Here is a 16967-nt window from a genome sequence, read left to right as displayed (position 1 = left end):
GAGGACCTGTGCGCAGAGACTTTCCGGATCGTGTGGCAAAGCTTGCCGCTGATTCCGAAGTGCCCGGAGCGGTTCTGTTCGGGATCGCCAAGAACGTGCTGCGGAATCATCAGCGATCCCAACGACGGTTCGCCCGGCTGGTCGACCGCATTCGTGAGGGCTTCGACCGGACGGGGCACCAGCCGGACCACGTCCACGCTGCACTGGCGCGGCTCAGAGCTGCGGACCGCGAGATCCTGATCCTCACTTACTGGGACGGCTTTCCGCTCTCAGAAGCAGCCGCCCTGCTCGGCTGCACGCCGGGAGCCGCCCGCGTGCGGCTCCACCGTGCCCGCAAGGCATTCGCCAGTTACCTCTCACGCACGGGAGAAACACCATGAACATCGAACGCATTCTTTCCGAAGCGGACCCGGCACGCAACGTTCCCGAGGACGAGTTGGCGGCCAGCCGCCGTCGTGCTTTCGCACAGGCAACTTCCGACGGCGCTGCCCACTCGCTCAACGACGGTGCGGTCATAACGGACTCACCGAAAACGCCGGGCGATTCGACCGCGTCGCATTCGCCGCTGTTCGCGCGGTTGGCTGCGGCCGCCGTCGCGATCGTTGCAATTGTTGCTCTCGGTGTGACGGCCACGCTGTTTCCGCGTTCCGGTGTTGATGTCGCGGAAAACACCGTGGCCGTGGAGAAACTCTTCCAGGACGCTGCAGCGGTTGTTGTGGGCACACCCTTGAGCGCGCTAAGTCAGGGAGGCGCGGACTCTGAGACGCTCCGCTTCCAACTTGAGGTTGACGTTCAGCAGGTCCTCAAAGGGGGAATCCCCACCCAATCCGTCCTGTTCGATGTCACCGGCCATCCGGCCGCCAACGCTGACACGATCGGGGAAGCGAACAGCGGAAGTCTCTACAAGCGCGCGCACCTGTTCTTTCTGGACGGAACGAACAAACTCGTTGAAAGCCCGCTCGCCATGCTCACCGTGACCAACAAGCGGACCGGGGCCGTCGTAGATTCTTCGGGGAACCCGGTAGCGCTACCCGAGCAGGTGCGCGATCAGCTGACCCTGCTGCCCGCAACCGAGGTTCCGTTGGAAACGTCCGGTGTGGGAGCCGGTCAAGCCGTGGACGGTGAGGTTCTGGGCCGGGTTCCAGTTGCGGCCGAGAGAGACCCGGCTCTGGGTATCATCCAAGGCTACGTGGGCGACGATAGCGCCTGCTTCTGGTACGAGTTCGAAGGACAGCGCTGGTACCTGCTCTGGCCGGAGGGTTTCACCGCGCACGTCCCTGACCTTCCGAGGGCCTTCATGGCCAATGGCCCAACTCCGATGGTCCTCAACGAGGCCGGCTACCCCTACGTGGTATCGGGCTTTCCAACGCCGTTCATCGAGGGACGGATCCGGTCCAGCGAGGAGCGCACCTGTAGCGGCCTGAGCATGCCGGTGGTCGAAATCGCCGTGGAGTCAGGTTCGACGCTGCTGGGGTTTTAGTTGCTGGTCGCGCCGAGTAATCGTTCGGCCTCGGCCACGTCTTCGCCGACCACGCCGGCACGGCGCCGCACGTTGTCCAGTCCGGCCGACGCGATGCCCCAACGCTCGCCGTCGAGGCGGGCCATGGCGGCCGCCTCCGCCGTCGTCGCGAGCGCGTTACCGGCCCGTGACAGCGCCCGGTGCACCTGGAGGAGCGCGCCGGGAATGTCGAGGCCCTCGCTCGGAGACTGGGACTGCGCCGCAACGCAAACATCCCGCACGCGCGGCAGCAGCTGAACCAGTTCATTGGCGAGCTCGGTCAGCTCGTTGTACACGGCGTCGTCGTCCACGCCCTCAAGAATCTGGTGGTAGCGGTCGAGGCCCCTGCGGAAACGGTCGTGGGCGCGCCGCCACACACCCGAGCCCAGCTCGGCGTCATCCTTACGGCCCTGCCGGGCCGCTGCGAAAAAAGCCATCGTGTCCGGAAGTTCGTCTAGAGGTACTGGCCGGGACCGTGTGTGTCGGGCTTCTGCCCGGCGGCCTGCCTGGCGCCCGGCGCGCGCCTGGGTTCGCCGTCCTCACCGACGACCACGCCGGGAGCGATCACAGTGCCGGGAGGCAGCTGCTTGAGCTGAAGCTGCGCGGCCAGCTGCTGGTTGACCATCTGCTGGGCCGCGAGCGCAGTCTGGATGCCATGGAACAGTCCCTCCAGCCAGCCGACCAGTTGCGCCTGGGCGACGCGCAGCTCAGCGTCAGTGGGCACGGAATCGTCGGTGAACGGCAGGTTGATCCGGTGCAGTTCCTCAACCAGCTCCGGAGCCAGACCGTCTTCGAGCTCGCGGACCGAGCGCTCGTGGATCTCGGCCAGACGGGTGCGTCCAGCGTCATCCAAGGGCGCGCTCCGGACCTCTTCGAGCAGCTGCTTGAGCATCGTGCCGATGCGCATGACCTTCGCGGGCTCATCGACAAGCTCAGTGAGCTTCGCAGGCTTGCCCTTTTCGCTGGGGGAAGCACCGCTGCGGGAGGCGCCGTCGTCGTCGTTCTGTTCGGGTAGACCACGGCCCGAATCCAATTTGCCGAGGAGGACCGCGCCCTCCTGGTTTTCCTTCGCCGCCTGTTCGGGAGTGACGGTGAGGTGCTCGGGGTGCTGTTCCGGCTGCTGTTCGGTCATGAAGCTATGCTCTCACGGCGGGGTTACTCCCTGTCTTCGAGCTCTTCCTCACGGCCTTCGGCGTACTCGCCGGCCGGGCTTTGTCCCGGAACCTGCTGGCCGGCGTTGAGCTGACCCGAGGTGAAGTGTTTCCTGGAGAATTCGGGGCCGCCGTCGTTCTCTTCCTGGGGGATGTTGACGTCCTCGCGCAGGTGTTCGTCCTCGGATTCAGCGGCGGGCGTGGGCGCGCCGATGTCTTCGCGCAGGTGTTCCGGGAGGTTCTCAGTCATTCATCCAGCCAACCATAGCGGCCCGGTTCCGCGCTAGGGACTTTTGTGCACGTTTGGCGGGTTCGGTGCGCCCCGAACCCGCCAAACGTGCACGAATCTTCCCTCGGAGGGTCAGCAGCAGCGGCCCTCCGGATTGGCGTCCTGGCGGTCTGTCTTGTCCCGCCAGAACTGCCGCTCAGTCATTGGTGGTTCACCGCTGTGCGTGGTGGCGTGATGGTTGAGGTACTGCTGGTACGCGTTCTCCCCCATCACGCCCTTGAAGAGCCAGATCATCTCCTTCACGCTCATCAGTGGCCTGCCCGCGCCGGCCTCTTGTCACTCGGCAGGTCAGCCCACTCCTTCTCGAGTTCCTTCTCCTCAGACGTCGCTATCAAGCCCGCCGGGGCGAAAGTACGCGATGGGACTGCGGGATCTTCCATGCTCGGTCCGCCGCCTGCCCGGTACGCCTTGATGGTGGCGATGATGGCTGTCGCGATCACGACGATCGACAGGACCACGAACACGATCGACAGGGTTCCCTGGATGAAGGTGTTGCGGACAACCGCCTCCATGGCCGCCACGGTTGGTGCGTTTCCGAAGCTTTCCTCGCCCGCGGCAAGCGCGTCGCGGAAGGCGAAGTGCTGCGCCCAATACCCCACGGTCGGGACCGGCGAGAAGATCTTGAGGAACGACGCCGAAATGGTCACCACGGCGGCGAACGCCAGGGGTGCCGCCGGAATCCACAGGTACTTGAAGGCGCCCTTCTTCGCACAGATTGCCATGCAGACCGCAAGTGCGATTGCCGCGAGCAGCTGGTTCGCTATGCCGAATAGCGGGAAGAGCGTGTTGATGCCGCCGAGCGGATCGGTGACGCCCATGATCAGGATCGCTCCCCAGCCGGCCACCATGATCGCCGTGCAGATCCAGGCGCCGGTCCGCCATGAGGTGTCCTTGAACTTCGGAACGAAGTTGCCGATGCTGTCCTGCAGCATGAAGCGCGCAACGCGGGTGCCGGCGTCGACGGCTGTCAGGATGAACAGCGCTTCGAACATGATCGCGAAGTGGTACCAGAAGGACATCATCCCTGCCCCGCCGACGAGGCCCTGCATGATCTGGGCGATACCCACGGCGAGCGTTGGCGCACCGCCGGTGCGGGACACGACCGATTCTTCGCCCACATTGGTGGCAAGGGTGCTCAGGGCATCCGGTGCGAGGTTGACGCCGGTGAGCCCGAGGCCGTTGACGAATGCGACTGCGCCCTCGATGGTGCCGCCGGTGGCAGCTGCCGAGGAGTTCATGGCGAAGTAGATGCCACGGTCGATCGAGAGTGCGGCAACCAGTGCCATGATTGCGACGAAGGACTCCATGAGCATTCCGCCGTAGCCGATGAAGCGGGTTTGGCGCTCCTTCTCGATCATCTTCGGCGTTGTACCGGAGGAGATCAGTGCGTGGAAACCGGATAGCGCTCCACAGGCGATGGTGACGAAGAGGAACGGGAACAGTGTGCCGGGAACCACCGGGCCGTCCGCGCGTCCTGCGTACTCGCTGAAGGCGGGTACGTTGATTTCCGGGCGGACGATGATAATGGCGACCGCGAGCATCACGATCGTGCCGATCTTCATGAAGGTGGAGAGGTAGTCGCGCGGTGCGAGCAGCAGCCATACCGGGAGGATCGCGGCGATGAAGCCGTAGATGATGATGCCCCAGGCGGTGGTGATGCGGTCGAGTGTGAAAACGGCCACGCCCCACTCGGTCTCGGCGATCCAGCCGCCGGCAACAATAGCGAGCATCAGGAGCGCGAAGCCGATCAGCGATACTTCAGTGACCTTGCCCGGACGGATGAACCGTAGGTACACACCCATGAACAGTGCAATGGGGATGGTCATGGCCACCGAGAACACACCCCAGGGGCTCTCGCCGAGTGCGTTGACGACCACAAGGGCGAGGATCGCGACGATGATGATCATGATTGCGAGTGTCGCGATGAGCGCGGCTGTTCCGCCGATGACACCGAGTTCCTCACGTGCCATCTGGCCGAGCGAACGGCCACCGCGGCGCATGGAGAAGAACATGACCAGGTAGTCCTGGACGGCGCCTGCGAGTACGACGCCGAGGATGATCCAGATTGTGCCCGGCAGGTAACCCATCTGGGCAGCGAGCACTGGGCCGACGAGCGGGCCGGCTCCGGCGATGGCTGCGAAGTGGTGTCCGTAGAGGACGCGCCGGTCGGTGGCGGCGTAGTCCTTGCCGTCAGCCTTGTATTCGGCGGGTGTCGCCCGCCGGTCGTTGGGCTTCAGGAGCTTGCGCTCGATGAACTTGGAATAGAACCGGTAGGCGATCAGGTAGGTACAGACTGCCGCGAAGACGAACCACATCGCATTCACGGTTTCGCCTCGGACAACCGCGAGCACGGTCCAGCTCACGCCACCCAGCAGCGCGATTCCTACCCAGATGGCAATCTTCAGCGGGGTCCAGCCGCCGTTTTCCTTCTCCGGATCCACCGCCGTGGGTGGGAGGTGCGGATCCTGGACGACGACGTCGGCGTCGTGGTTTTGGCGGTCTTCGTTTTGCTGGCCGCGTGCCCCCGCGCCCCGGCCGGGGTTCTTCTCACTCATGGTGCTCCCTCGAAAGTTGAGTGCTTAACTCATCGAAAGTAGCGCCTTCACGATCGAGCGACCGCCCCCTTTTGGAGGGCGGTCGCTCAATGGTGCAATTTCTGAGATGAACGGTTGGTGCTACGTATTAGTGCGACGGATCGTCTCGTCCGTCACGTGCGTTGGAACCTTCGCTGAGGCTGGAGTGCGTTTCGGTGCGGGGGTCTGGGCCCTCGTTGGCGGTGTCGCGTTCGTTGTTCTCGACGCCGTCGGGCACCTGGTCCGCCATGTTCTCGGCCCAGTTCTCTGCGGCGCTTTCCAGCCCGGATTCCTGGTCCTTGCCCGGTGCCGCCTGATCCGGTTCGCCGTCTGCCCTATGCTTGGCCATGATTTCCTCCTTGGGACGTCAGTGAGGATTAGCTTGTCATACCGTCCCGGTTATACAAAGCAGCCTTATTGTCTGGTTACTGTTTGCGCGTAACGAACTGCAGGCAACCGGCGAATCCGTTTCCTCCCCGCAAACGACGGTGCCTCGAATCTACGTCACCCGCAGGAAGTGAACGGTTCCGTTGCCTGCGTACAGGAACGCGTCGCTTACTGCAGCAGCCTTTGATTACTGCAGCAGCGCCCGCCGGGTCATCGGGAGCTTCGCGCGGGTGAACAACCACGCCGCGCCGGCGCCGATCAGCGGTACGAGCAGCACCAGTGTGAGCAGCTGCGGCCATGGAATGACGAGCTGGTATTCCTGCATCGCCGTCAGGACCGCCAGCGACGGCACTATCCCAGCGGCCAACCCCAGCCCGACTCCGAGCAACGAGGCAAACCCGGTCTGGGCCGCCGCTAGACGCTTTCGCAGTGCGGGCGCGGCACCCACGCCTGCGAGGGTTGCGTGATCACTACGACCGTCTGCGAGCGCCAGCCCGGCTGTGATTCCTGCGGACGTGAGTGCTACCAGGGCAGCTATGCCGCTGATGGCCCACAATATCTGCTCGGTGGGTTGCCCCGGATAGTTGTAGTTGAAGTAGGTGGAGGCGCCGACCGTTTCGATGAGTTCGGCGCTGATCTCGTCGCCGACGGAGGTGGTTGGCTGTTCAGGAAGGTCCATCACAACGACGCTCCTCGTTACCTCGAAGCCCAACTCCTCCGCGGTCTCAGGCGACACAATTCCGCCGATTGCGAGGTTGGGCGCATTCGGGATTGCAAAGGCCTCAACCTCGTAGCGGTTCTCCTCGGCGACCTCGCCAGTCTCAAGTGAGTGAGAAATGCCAAGGATTGTGACCTTACCGTCAGCAATCCATGCCGGGTTGAGAACCGCCATTTTTCCTTCCCCCAACGCTGCAAGGGTTTCGGCCGATGGCTCACTTCCGGTGATCGCCTCGACAGCTTCGGTCCCGCCTGCCACAAACTGCGGCATCATTGCGCCGTAGCTGTAAGGATCGCGACAGGTAGCTGGATCGGCGGACCCTTCCTCGATGAGAGCCGTGCAGGTGTTGGCGGCCGGAAGCTCGAGCTGAAGCTGGGTACAGGCCTCGAGTTGCGAACTGCACCTCTCATCAACGCCGGTCAGAACGGTCCCGGGACCCACTGATGAGCCCATCACCTTCTCCACAGCCTCTACCGCAGCATCAGGATCTTTGGTGCCAACAACTTCGCCTTCGTTGTTGTACTCGACAAGCGGCACCGCACCCTGCTGGTCACGCAGAGGCTGTTGTTGTCCGTACTCGATGTCGTGCGCGAACGTCGCTGAACTGATCATGACGATTGCTGCAACTGCTGTTGCAGCAAGGACTGCAGCCACTGAAGGTACGGACCGGCTCCTGTTGCGCGACGCGTCCCGCGCGGCCATCCGAACGGACGCGGTTGTCCGTCTGGCAAGCTTCGCAAAAAGGTCGATGATGCGGCCTGTGCAGAGGAGCAGTCCCACGAGAAGGAGCACGGTTCCTAACCCCATGAGCGGGACGAAGAGGATCGAGCGCGCTGCCATCTCTTGGCCCAGCGATGCGGTGACAGCGAGCATCACCCCAGCCCCGCCAGAGATCAACGCCAACGCCAGGCAGATGAGCCCTGCTAGTGGTACCCGCCGTGCCGGCTTGGAAGCGGAATGCGCCGCCCTCACTGCTGAAAATACGTTCTGTCGTGCGACAGCAGAGGCGGGTACAAGCGCCGCAATGACCGCTGCCACGAAACCCAAAATGGCGAAGACCGCAATGGGCCACCAGATGAGGTGAAATCCAGGAAACGCGGAAGAGTACGTCCACAAATGCCAGTGAACCCAGACAGCAGCCACGGCGAGGCCAATGAGAGCGCCGGACACAGCGCCTATCGCGCCCAGCACCACGCCTGAAGCAGTGACAACGAAGCGAACCGTAGACTTTTCCCCTCCTGCGGCCGCAAGCAGCGCCAGCATGCGGCGCTGGCTTTTAGCACCGACAGCAAAGGCAGCACCGGCGAGCAGCCCTACCTCCGCGAGAACCAGCACTCCGATCACGCTGATCGCAAGGATTCCCATGAGGACCCCTTGGCCCTGCATGGACGAGTAGCCCGGTGGAAGCTCCGCGGCACCGGGCGGGTTGAGCAGCACGTGCCGGGACAACGCGGCCACTCCGACCTCGTTGAGCTCCTTCACTTCCACCCATGTCAGGGGGTCCTCGCCCAGGAGAAAGACCTGGGCCTCCATCTCTCCCGAATCTTGCGCCAAGGGATGGCCAGGCAGAGCAAAAGCGACATCAGGGAAGTAACGCATATCCGAATGCCGGATGATCCCCGCAATCGGATAGCTATCAGGCCCAACCTCCAACGAATCGCCCACGCCGAGCTCCATCCGCTCAGCCAGGGCAACGCTGAGATACACCGCATCAGCGGGGCCGTCCGAGGCGCCCTCGGTCAATTCGTAGCGGGAGGCGAATGCGGAATTGAACAGTTCGGTGGTGTGGATCATCGCGTAAATGGGCACCTTGCCCTTGAACAGTTCAAGCGGCGCTGATCGTTCCACGATCGTTTCATAACCGTCCGGGACGGCATCGACGGGCGATGTTGCCACGAAGTCGGGATCCGGCTCACCAATCGGAATGCCGGCCCTGGGCTCAGTTGGGTCCTGAATGTATCCGTTGCCAATGCCCTGCACCAACACGGCCTGGGCCGTGCCAAGGTCGGCGTCTATGCGCTCCTGCGGTGTCATCTGCGAGCTGGTTGCCAGCAGCGCGACCATAGTCATCCCCGCCACCGGCAACGCGATCAGCGCCACAATCAGCGCACTGCGCCCCTTGTGCTTTCGCGCATCGCGCCAGGCGAGCCGCAACGCCATGAGAAAGGCCTGTTTCCGGGCTCCCTTGTAGGCACCGACCTCCACGCCCATTTCTAGAGCCCGCTCTGCGCGAGCAGCGACGCCGGGTCCTGAGCCGCTTCCGACTCATCGATAATCCGCCCGTCACGGATAAAAATCACCCGGTCCGCCCACGCCGCATGCCGAGCCTCATGGGTCACAAGCATGACGACGGACCCCTCATCCGCCCGATGCCGAAGCACGCCCATGATCTCGTCGCCAGTGGCGGAGTCCAGAGCCCCGGTTGGCTCATCGGCCAGGATCAGATGTCTGTCCCCGACGATCGCCCGCGCAATCGCCACGCGCTGCTGCTGGCCACCGGACATCTCGTCCATGAACCGGTCAGCAAGCGCCTCGATTCCTACCTGTCGCAGCGCGTCTTTGGCCTGCCGCTGCGCCTTACGGGTGGGAACGCCATCGAGCTCGCGGGGCAGCGACACGTTCTCGGACGCAGTCAACGTGGGCACCAGATTGAAATCCTGGAACACGTAGCCAACGGCCCGACGCCGGAGCCTCGCCAACTCGTTCAGCGTCAGCCCGCTAAGGGGCGTGCTTTCGACGAAGATCTCACCCGCCGTCGGCCTGTCCAGTCCGCCGGCGAGCGCCAGCAGCGACGACTTGCCGGACCCTGACGGCCCCATGACCGCGACGAACTCACCCTTGCTAATGGTGAGGTCGACATCGCGAAGGGCAGCCACCGACGTCGCGCCTTCGCCAAACGTCCGTCCAACCCCTGCAAGCTGCAGCACCTGACTCATTTTCTTCCCCCATGGATGTGTAAGTTTCCCTCCGCCGCGGCCCCGGACGCGGAGTCCCCCACACTCCGCGTACGAGGCCGGGCGGCATTTTGCGCACTGAGTTGCAGCATCCGGGATTCGCAGTGGTCAAGCCACCGGACCTCGGCTTCCGTGCTGTAGATCAGGGAATCCAGCACGAGGAGCCAGGCCGTGTCTTCCGGCCGATCGTGCGCCGCAGTGGTGCGACGCGCTTTCGTGTAATCCTGCAGCGACCGCATTGACGCGGCGCGCTGCGCCTGGATTACCGCCTGCACATCAACCCCCGGGAGGGTGACGGCGAGCGCCAGCTTGATGGCCAACTCATTGCGGGGCGGATTCGTTGCGGCGACCGGCTTCGCGAACCAGTTCCGCACCTCCTCCGATCCCTCTGCTGTGAGCCGGTAGATTACGTGGCCGTCGCCGTCGTCGCCGTCGTTGGTCACAAGACCATCGCGCTCCAGCCGGTCCAGCGTTGTGTACACCTGTCCAATGTTCAGCGGCCAGGTTGAGCCCGTTCGTTGCTCAAACTCAGCGCGCAATTGGTAGCCGTACCGCGGCTGCTCCTTCAGGAGCGCCAACAGACTATGGCGCACGGACACGAGATCCCCTTTGCATACTCAGTATCTAACTGGATCAGTTTTACATACTGGGTATGCGGTTGGGAATAGCGACGCGCTATTGGGTCAGCAAGTCCTCCGCGTAAGCACGGGCGGAACGACCGAAGCGCGGCAGATGATCGGCAAGCGCGGTCAGCGCAACCGAGAGGGCCTCGTCCTTCCGACCGGCGGAATGCATTGCGAGGGCGAGAAAGACCGCCGTTGCGTCGTCACGTTCCTGACCATCGCTCAGCATGGCGACGGCGTCGTCCGGCCGTCCGACATTCCGCAGGGTGCTCGCGTGCTGGATCCGCATCTGCGCGGCCCGGTCGGGATCGAGACCTTTCACGAGTGCTCGCTCGTAGTACTCCAGCGCGTCATGCTCCCGCCCGACGGAATCGAACGCGCCACCCAGCTCGTAGTCGGCGCGCCCGTCTTCGTACGGGCACTGCGATACGAGTTCGCGCATGAGCGCGACCATGTCATCGGCCTTATCACCGTCGAAGTCTGCCCAGAAAGCCGCGATCCGGTCCTCCCAGTTGCTTCCGGAGGTGTCTCCTGACTGCTCGGGAGAAGGGGCAGCGTCGAACGGATCCTTCTGTGCAGGCATGTGCCAACTGTAGCCATGGCCACTGACTAAACGGTCAGCAGCACCTTTCCCCGGTGCTCACCCGAGTCGAAGTACTCGTGCGCGGCGACCACCTCCTCCAGCGGGAAGGTCCGGTCAACGGGCACCTTGATGGACCCGCTGGAAATCAGCGGCCAGACGTATTTCCGCACGGCTGCCATGATCGACGACTTCTCCTCCACAGGGCGAGACCGCAAAGTCGTGCCAGTTACCGAAGCGCGCTTCGATAGAAGCATCCCAAGGTTCAGTTCCGCATTTGCCCCACCCTGCAGCCCGATGACCACCATGCGACCACCGAGAGCAAGCGCATCGACGTTGCGCTCCAGGTACTTGGCCCCGACGACGTCGAGAATCAAATCCGCTCCCTTACCGCCTGTCGCTTCGCGAACCTCGTGCACGAAGTCCTGTTCCCGGTAGTTGATGCACACATCCGCGCCGAGGGAGCGAGCGAAGTCCAGCTTCCCGTCTGACCCGGCGGTTACGAGCGTCCGCGCGCCCAGAGCACGGGCAAACTGAATCGCCATTGTGCCGATGCCGCCGGATGCTCCGTGGATCAGCACAGACTCGCCGGATTGCAGCCCGGCAGCCATCGCGAGGTTCGAATATACGGTTGCCGCGACCTCGGGCAACGCAGCCGCGGAAACCAGGTCAACGCCGTCGGGCACTGGAAGTACCTGCCCGGCAGCTACCGCAACCTGCTCCGCGTAACCGCCGCCGGCCAGAAGCGCGACGACGGTGTCGCCCACCTGAAAGTCCGAATCTCCGGGATCATTGATCCGCCCGGACACCTCAAGCCCCGGATAATCGGGGGCCCCGGCGGGCGGCGGGTAGAACCCCCGCCGCTGCTGAACGTCTGCCCGGTTGAGCCCGGCGGCAACGACGTCGATCAGTACCTCCCCTGCTTTTGGCTGGGGAGGTACGACGTCGGCAACCTCCAGTACATCCGGATCACCGAATTTTCGCAGCACAACGGCTCTCATGAAGCTTCCTTTCCGTCGCAGGATGGCTTGCGGGGGTTTTGAACGCACCTACCCTGCATGAAACACTATTCCCGTAAGGAAGGTTGTCCGAGCGGCCGAAGGAGCTGGTCTTGAAAACCAGTGGACGGTAACCCCGTCTCAAGGGTTCGAATCCCTTACCTTCCGCACAACAGCAAGTCAGAGGCGGCTTCCGCTGGTCCAGAAGGGCCCGCGGGGCCGCCTTTGCTGCGGGTCAGGCCGAATCGGTAGCCAGGTCCCGTTCCCCGGCAGCGTAATCAGCGTGGTATCTGCCCACCGGAATCATCAGGGGCTTGCCCGACACCGGATCAGTGATGACGGTACTCGTCATACCGAAAACGTGCTTCACCAGGCTCGGCGTCAGCACCTCCTCGGGACACCCGCTTGCGGCAAGTTTCCCCCCGGACAGTGCGATGAGGTGGCCGGCGTACCTCGCCGCGAGGTTCAGGTCGTGAAGCACCATGACGACGGTAGTTCCGTGGGTGCGGTTGAGCTCGGTGAGCAGGTCAAGGACTTCAATCTGATGGCTGACGTCGAGGAAGGTGGTCGGTTCGTCGAGCAGCAACACCTCAGTCTGCTGCGCCAGAGCCATTGCAATCCATACCCGCTGCCGCTGGCCGCCGGAGAGTTCGTCGACGGCGCGGTCGACGAGGTCGACGGTGTCGGTCGCCGCAAGCGCGCGGGCAACTGCCTGGTCGTCTGCCGCACTCCAGCGGGCAAACGCACGCTGGTGCGGGTGCCGTCCCCGCCCCACGAGATCGCCGACTGTGATCCCCTCGGGAGCGATCGGCGATTGGGGTAGCAAGCCAAGCCTTCGTGCCAGTTGCTTGGCCGGTATCTTGTGTAAGGCTTGTCCGTCGAGCAGCACGTGGCCTGCCACAGGGGACAGCAGCCGCGACATGGAACGCAGCAGCGTCGACTTGCCACAGGCGTTGGGACCAACAATGACCGTGATACGGCCCGGCGGAATAACCAGGTCAAGGTTTTCGATCACCGCCCCGCCGTCGCCATAGCCGAGGGTAAGGCTTTCAATGAACAGGTGCGGCTGCGAAGAAGTCACAGCATGCCTCCAACCCGGTTGATTCGGACAATGAGGTAGACAAGGTAGGGTGCTCCCAGGATGCCGGTCACTACGCCCACGGGAAGCCGCACACCGAACGCATATTGCCCGGCGAAGTCCGCCACCAGGGTGAGCAGTGCACCTACCAGCGCGGACGGGACCAACAAGGAGCCGTGGGGACCCACGATGCGTGCGGCGATTGGCCCGGAAAGGAATGCCAGAAAAGCGATCGGCCCGCTGGCCGCGGTGGCGACACAGGCGATTACGACGGCGGCGCTGATCGTGAGCAGTCGCATCCGTTCGACCCGCACCCCGAGGCCGGAAGCGGCGTCGTCTCCCAGGCGCGAGACGGACAGGTTCCGGCTCTGGATGAGGATCGCCGTGCCGAGGACCACGAGGACCACGAGAACTGGCCCCGCATCGCTCCACAAGGCCCCGTTCAGGCTGCCAGTGAGCCAGCGCAGGGCCTGGGCCAACTGGGTGTTGGTTGCCCGCTCAAGCTGCCAAGCGATAACACTTTGCATCATCGCTGCCACACCGATGCCAATCAGTATCAGCCGGGTACCGGCGGCGCCGCCGCGACGATAAGCGAGCAGGTAAATCGACAGGGCGACAATGAGGCCCGCGGCCACAGCCAGCCCGGAGACGGTCAGCCCACTCAGCGCGAACGACACGATGGCTACAGCCGCAGCGGCACTGGCACCCTCGGTGACACCGATGACGTCGGGGCTGGCCAGTGGATTCCGCAGCAGGGTCTGGAACGTCACCCCGGCAAGGCCAAAGCTCAGGCCTACCAGTATGGCCAGGACGGCACGCGGGAGCCGGAGCCGGCCCACTGTGAAGGAAACACCGGGAACCTCCTCACCGAGGATTACCCTCACTACCTCGTGGGGAGGGTAATTGGTCTGGCCGAACATCAGGCTACCGGCAAACGCAGCGATGACCAGCAGTGCCAGGAGGGCGGTGACCCGACGCCACCGACGGGTGCGGGTGTGGCGACTGGCGCTGACCCTCTGGACAATGGGCCGGAGCGCTGAATCTTCGGGCAGGGCGGTGTGAGGTGCGATCACAGCGGACGCATCCGTCGTTGACGCACCACGGCAATGAAAATGGGGGCGCCCAGCAGTGCGGTGATAATGCCGACGTCCACCTCACTCGGCGACGCCACTACCCTACCCACCACATCGGCTGCAACGAGCAGGCAGGCGCCGCCAAGGGCACTGAAGGGCATGAGCCAACGGTGATCGACGCCGACAATCAGGCGACAGAAGTGCGGCACCACCAGGCCTATGAAAGCGATGGGTCCTGTAACCGCGGTGGTGGCACCGCACAGCACCACACCGCCCGCGGCCGCGATCAGGCGGGTACGGGTGACGTGCTCGCCCAACCCGGAGGCCAGATCGTCACCCAAACCGAGCATGTTCAGACCGCGCGCGGTCCCGGCACAGATCAGCGTTCCGACCACTAGGAATGGCAACAGACGGAGGAGCCCTTCATCGGTTGCGCCTCCCACGCCTCCGATCTGCCAGGAAACCACGTTCTCCGAGATGTCCGGACGGGGCAGGACGACGGCGGTCACGAAGGACGCGAGAGCAGCGGCAGTGGCTGCCCCTGCAAGGGTGAGCTTGAGAGGGGTGGCGCCACCGCGCCCGAGCGAACCGACCAACCAGACGAAGGTCGCGGCGACTGCCGCTCCTGCTATCGCCGTCCAGATGTAGCTTTCGGGTGATGCGAGCCCGAACCACGCGATTCCCGTGACGATCGCAAGGGATGCGCCAGCGTTGACGCCCAGGATGCCGGGATCAGCCAGCGGATTGCGGGTAATGCCCTGCATGACCAAGCCCGAGACAGCCAGCGCTGCGCCGGCCACTGCAGCGAGGAACGTGCGCGGTATACGTTTGGCGACCGCCGCTTGATCCATGCCTTCGGTTGAGCCCGTAAGTCCGGCCCAGATGTCTGGGAGGCCGACTTCCCGCGAACCGAAGGCGATCGAGGCGGCGCAGATGACTGCCAGGATGCCAATCAGTACAACCAATGCAACCCCGCGCACCCGTCGGGATTGGCGCAGGGTTGCAACGGTCCCGAGGGGCGCGTCGGTGGTCTTGTTCACGTGGCGGAGGTACTTACTTGCCGGCGCTGCCCGTTACCGCATCGGCGAGCAGTGCGACATAGTCCTCAATGAGGTACGGCAGCGACAGGGCGGTGGGGTTGGCCGCGGTGCCGATCGGCTTAGTACCGTCGAGGTTGACAATGGCGTCATTCTTGACCGCCGGCAGTTGGGAAAGGACCGGGTCGCCCTTGAGCGCATCGATCAGCTCCTGACCACCGTAGGTGACCATTACATCGGCGTCGGAAAGCTCGTCGGCCCGCTCGGTGCTGATTGAGCCGGAAAATTCCCCGCTGTCGCCTGACGCCTTCACAATGCTCGGAGCAATTGCCATGCCGAGGTCTTCGAAGAACTTGGTGCGGGTGTCGGCGGCACTATAGAAGTTGATCTCGCTCAGATCGGTGGGATCGACGTGCGTGATGAACATGCCGTTGGCACCTTCAAGGTCGGGGTGCTCGGCGACAGCGTCGGCGATGGCCTGCTCAAGGTCGGCGACAAGCTGCTCGCCTTCCTCCTCCTTCCCAAGCGCTGTGGCGTTGATCTTGATCGACTCCCGCCATGGGGTTGCCCACGGGTCGTCCGGATAGGCCACGACGGGCGCGATCTCGCTCAGCGTCGCGTAGTCCTCCTCGGTCATGCCTGAGTAGCCGGCGAGGATCAGGTCGGGTTCGGTGGCGGCAACGGCTTCGAAGTCGTAGCCGTCGGTCTCGTCGAAGAGCACGGGGGTCTCCGCGTCGAGCTCCTCAAGCTTGTCCTCTACCCAGGGCTGGACCCCGTCGCCGTCGTCGTCGCCCCATGTCATCTTCGACATGCCGACGGGCACAATGCCGAGGGCAAGGGGGACCTCCTGGTTGGCGTAATCAACCGTGGCGACCCGTTCAGGTTGCTTCTCGATGGTAGTAGTGCCGAGCGCATGCTCAACGGTGATTGGCGTCCACGCAGCACTGGAGTTACCGTCACCAGCTGAGTCCTCCTGTGAGCCGCCTTCCGAACCGCACGCGGCTAGGCTGAGGGTGAGCGAGATGACAGCAAGTGGCGCCGCGAGCATGCGGGAGCGAATCAATTGAACCTCTTTAGGTCAGAGCGAGTTAGGCAAGCCTTACCATACCATTGTGTTGGCGCAGCCCAATTTTTGTGACCCGAGATGGCCCGGCCGGCCTGATCGGATAGGCTCCCCCAAGTGCCGAAACCAATGCCGAGGAGCCCTTCAACGATGAACAAGCGATTTCTGCTTGCCGCCGCCCTGGCCCTTTCCACCGCCGTGCTGAGCGGTTGCACCGCTTCAACAAATGACGACGACGGCGCGGCGCCGCCGAGCACACCCGCTCCTTCACAGGCCGCCGTTTCCGAGAATGAGCTGGAGGCGGGTCAATGCATGACAGACTCCGGTACCGCGGCGGAACCGAACATCGAGGTCCTGCCCTGCACCGAGGAGCACGCGTTCGAAGTCTTCGCTACCACCGAGCTTCCGGAAGGGGACTACCCCGGCCTCGGTGAAGCCGATGCGCTGGCTCAGGAGTTCTGCCGCAGCGAGTTCGACGGGTTCATTGGCGTCGAGTACGACGCTTCAGAACTCGACCTCCAGTACTTCTACCCTGTGGAGGAAGAGTGGGCCACCGAGGGCGGCCGCAGCGTCATCTGCCTGGTCGGCCAGCCCGCAGGTGCTTCCACCACAGGCACCTTGAAGGGCTCTGCCCGATAGTTCCCAACGGCAAGCAGGCGTGTTTGAATGTGTGTGGCGTCTGTGTGGTCCAAGTCACTAAAGAGCGATCTGGGCTGGACGCTGCAGTCCGACACCACCGGACCGACGATGGGAAACGCTCACATGCCTGTTGCGAACTTGGCACATCTTTCACCGCGGCACATTCGGGGGATCTGCCCGCTCTGAAGACGCTGACGTACAACTAAACGTTTCCGCCGTTGATGGTCTCGACCCCGCCGATCCGTTCCCGCACGGTAACCACCCGTTCATACCGGAGTGGTTTGCTTTGTGGCGACCGAATTGTCA

At 63.8% G+C, this 16967-nt stretch carries 18 protein-coding genes and 1 tRNA gene; 4 read left to right on the top strand and 15 right to left on the bottom strand.

Features of this window, described 5'->3' with window-relative positions; genetic code table 11:
• The first annotated feature begins 8 nt into the window (after positions 1-8).
• Together ACX80C_RS10150 and ACX80C_RS10145 are read left to right on the top strand one after the other, a co-directional pair.
• A complete protein-coding gene (locus ACX80C_RS10150) occupies positions 9-380 on the top strand; it encodes an RNA polymerase sigma factor (protein WP_459326347.1) in 372 nt (123 codons plus the stop codon).
• Positions 377-1480, top strand: coding sequence for a hypothetical protein (locus tag ACX80C_RS10145; RefSeq protein ID WP_459326346.1), 1104 nt, complete (start codon positions 377-379; stop codon positions 1478-1480). Before ACX80C_RS10150 ends, ACX80C_RS10145 begins: the two co-directional genes overlap by 4 nt.
• On the opposite strand, the gene ACX80C_RS10140 is transcribed toward ACX80C_RS10145, so the two are convergent.
• From ACX80C_RS10140 to ACX80C_RS10090, 11 genes are all read right to left on the bottom strand, one after another.
• On the bottom strand, positions 1477-1935 hold the full coding sequence (locus ACX80C_RS10140; protein WP_459326345.1) for a hypothetical protein: 459 nt from the start codon (positions 1933-1935) through the stop codon (positions 1477-1479). The genes ACX80C_RS10145 and ACX80C_RS10140 overlap by 4 nt on opposite strands.
• Before the next feature lie 17 nt (positions 1936-1952).
• Positions 1953-2630: a bacterial proteasome activator family protein gene (locus ACX80C_RS10135; protein WP_459326344.1), complete on the bottom strand. Its 678-nt coding sequence runs from the start codon at positions 2628-2630 to the stop codon at positions 1953-1955.
• Positions 2631-2653: 23 nt separating this feature from the next.
• Positions 2654-2899 carry a hypothetical protein gene (locus tag ACX80C_RS10130; protein ID WP_459326343.1) on the bottom strand — a complete coding sequence of 82 codons (246 nt, stop codon included), beginning with the start codon at positions 2897-2899 and terminating at the stop codon, positions 2654-2656.
• Between the two features lie 111 nt (positions 2900-3010).
• Positions 3011-3187, bottom strand: coding sequence for a YbdD/YjiX family protein (locus ACX80C_RS10125; RefSeq protein ID WP_459326342.1), 177 nt, complete (start codon positions 3185-3187; stop codon positions 3011-3013).
• Entirely contained in the window at positions 3187-5493 is a 2307-nt protein-coding gene (locus tag ACX80C_RS10120; RefSeq protein WP_459326341.1) for a carbon starvation CstA family protein, read from the bottom strand. Before ACX80C_RS10120 ends, ACX80C_RS10125 begins: the two co-directional genes overlap by 1 nt.
• Positions 5494-5620: 127 nt before the next feature.
• Positions 5621-5860, bottom strand: coding sequence for a hypothetical protein (locus tag ACX80C_RS10115; protein ID WP_459326340.1), 240 nt, complete (start codon positions 5858-5860; stop codon positions 5621-5623).
• 225 nt (positions 5861-6085) lie between these two features.
• Positions 6086-8827 carry an ABC transporter permease gene (locus ACX80C_RS10110; protein WP_459326339.1) on the bottom strand — a complete coding sequence of 914 codons (2742 nt, stop codon included), beginning with the start codon at positions 8825-8827 and terminating at the stop codon, positions 6086-6088.
• A 2-nt stretch (positions 8828-8829) separates the two neighbouring features.
• Complete coding sequence (locus ACX80C_RS10105; protein WP_459326338.1) at positions 8830-9552, bottom strand: ABC transporter ATP-binding protein; 723 nt, start codon at positions 9550-9552, stop codon at positions 8830-8832.
• Complete coding sequence (locus ACX80C_RS10100; protein ID WP_459326337.1) at positions 9549-10169, bottom strand: PadR family transcriptional regulator; 621 nt, start codon at positions 10167-10169, stop codon at positions 9549-9551. Before ACX80C_RS10100 ends, ACX80C_RS10105 begins: the two co-directional genes overlap by 4 nt.
• 76 nt (positions 10170-10245) lie before the next feature.
• Positions 10246-10776 (bottom strand): tetratricopeptide repeat protein, encoded by a 531-nt coding sequence (locus tag ACX80C_RS10095; protein WP_459326336.1) that lies wholly within the window; start codon positions 10774-10776, stop codon positions 10246-10248.
• Positions 10777-10802: 26 nt separating this feature from the next.
• Positions 10803-11774, bottom strand: coding sequence for an NAD(P)H-quinone oxidoreductase (locus ACX80C_RS10090; protein ID WP_459326335.1), 972 nt, complete (start codon positions 11772-11774; stop codon positions 10803-10805).
• Positions 11775-11851: 77 nt separating this feature from the next.
• On the opposite strand from ACX80C_RS10090, the gene ACX80C_RS10085 reads away from it, so the two are divergent.
• A tRNA-Ser gene (locus ACX80C_RS10085) sits at positions 11852-11939 on the top strand.
• A gap of 67 nt (positions 11940-12006) precedes the next feature.
• On the opposite strand, the gene ACX80C_RS10080 is transcribed toward ACX80C_RS10085, so the two are convergent.
• Genes ACX80C_RS10080 through ACX80C_RS10065 form a run of 4 tightly spaced genes read right to left on the bottom strand, consistent with a single transcriptional unit; the run spans position 12007 to position 16022 of the window.
• Positions 12007-12852, bottom strand: coding sequence for an ABC transporter ATP-binding protein (locus tag ACX80C_RS10080; protein WP_459326334.1), 846 nt, complete (start codon positions 12850-12852; stop codon positions 12007-12009).
• The gene (locus ACX80C_RS10075) at positions 12849-13922 is read right to left on the bottom strand and encodes a FecCD family ABC transporter permease (protein ID WP_459326333.1); all 1074 of its coding nucleotides are present in this window, start codon (positions 13920-13922) and stop codon (positions 12849-12851) included. Before ACX80C_RS10075 ends, ACX80C_RS10080 begins: the two co-directional genes overlap by 4 nt.
• Positions 13919-14962, bottom strand: a complete 1044-nt coding sequence (locus ACX80C_RS10070) for a FecCD family ABC transporter permease (RefSeq protein ID WP_459326332.1) — start codon at positions 14960-14962, stop codon at positions 13919-13921. The genes ACX80C_RS10075 and ACX80C_RS10070 overlap by 4 nt, the downstream gene beginning before the upstream one ends.
• Before the next feature lie 13 nt (positions 14963-14975).
• Positions 14976-16022: an iron-siderophore ABC transporter substrate-binding protein gene (locus ACX80C_RS10065; protein WP_459326331.1), complete on the bottom strand. Its 1047-nt coding sequence runs from the start codon at positions 16020-16022 to the stop codon at positions 14976-14978.
• Between the two features lie 150 nt (positions 16023-16172).
• Here ACX80C_RS10065 and ACX80C_RS10060 point away from each other — a divergent pair, with 150 nt between their 5' ends.
• Positions 16173-16661, top strand: coding sequence for a septum formation family protein (locus ACX80C_RS10060; protein WP_459326330.1), 489 nt, complete (start codon positions 16173-16175; stop codon positions 16659-16661).
• Positions 16662-16967: the final 306 nt, after the last annotated feature.

It is taken from the genome of Arthrobacter tecti (genome assembly GCF_054511355.1).
The sequence above is the reverse complement of the archived record's forward strand: the minus strand, read 5'-3'. Positions and strand labels throughout refer to the sequence as shown.

Excerpts from the sequence above, each read along its gene's own strand:
- ACX80C_RS10145 (WP_459326346.1), top strand. The coding sequence starts at position 377 with ATGAACATCGAACGCATTCTTTCCGAAGCGGACCCGGCACGCAACGTT.
- ACX80C_RS10140 (WP_459326345.1), bottom strand. The coding sequence starts at position 1,935 with ATGGCTTTTTTCGCAGCGGCCCGGCAGGGCCGTAAGGATGACGCCGAG.
- ACX80C_RS10135 (WP_459326344.1), bottom strand. The coding sequence starts at position 2,630 with ATGACCGAACAGCAGCCGGAACAGCACCCCGAGCACCTCACCGTCACT.
- ACX80C_RS10130 (WP_459326343.1), bottom strand. The coding sequence starts at position 2,899 with ATGACTGAGAACCTCCCGGAACACCTGCGCGAAGACATCGGCGCGCCC.
- ACX80C_RS10125 (WP_459326342.1), bottom strand. The coding sequence starts at position 3,187 with ATGAGCGTGAAGGAGATGATCTGGCTCTTCAAGGGCGTGATGGGGGAG.
- ACX80C_RS10120 (WP_459326341.1), bottom strand. The coding sequence starts at position 5,493 with ATGAGTGAGAAGAACCCCGGCCGGGGCGCGGGGGCACGCGGCCAGCAA.
- ACX80C_RS10115 (WP_459326340.1), bottom strand. The coding sequence starts at position 5,860 with ATGGCCAAGCATAGGGCAGACGGCGAACCGGATCAGGCGGCACCGGGC.
- ACX80C_RS10110 (WP_459326339.1), bottom strand. The coding sequence starts at position 8,827 with ATGGGCGTGGAGGTCGGTGCCTACAAGGGAGCCCGGAAACAGGCCTTT.
- ACX80C_RS10105 (WP_459326338.1), bottom strand. The coding sequence starts at position 9,552 with ATGAGTCAGGTGCTGCAGCTTGCAGGGGTTGGACGGACGTTTGGCGAA.
- ACX80C_RS10095 (WP_459326336.1), bottom strand. The coding sequence starts at position 10,776 with ATGCCTGCACAGAAGGATCCGTTCGACGCTGCCCCTTCTCCCGAGCAG.
- ACX80C_RS10090 (WP_459326335.1), bottom strand. The coding sequence starts at position 11,774 with ATGAGAGCCGTTGTGCTGCGAAAATTCGGTGATCCGGATGTACTGGAG.
- ACX80C_RS10060 (WP_459326330.1), top strand. The coding sequence starts at position 16,173 with ATGAACAAGCGATTTCTGCTTGCCGCCGCCCTGGCCCTTTCCACCGCC.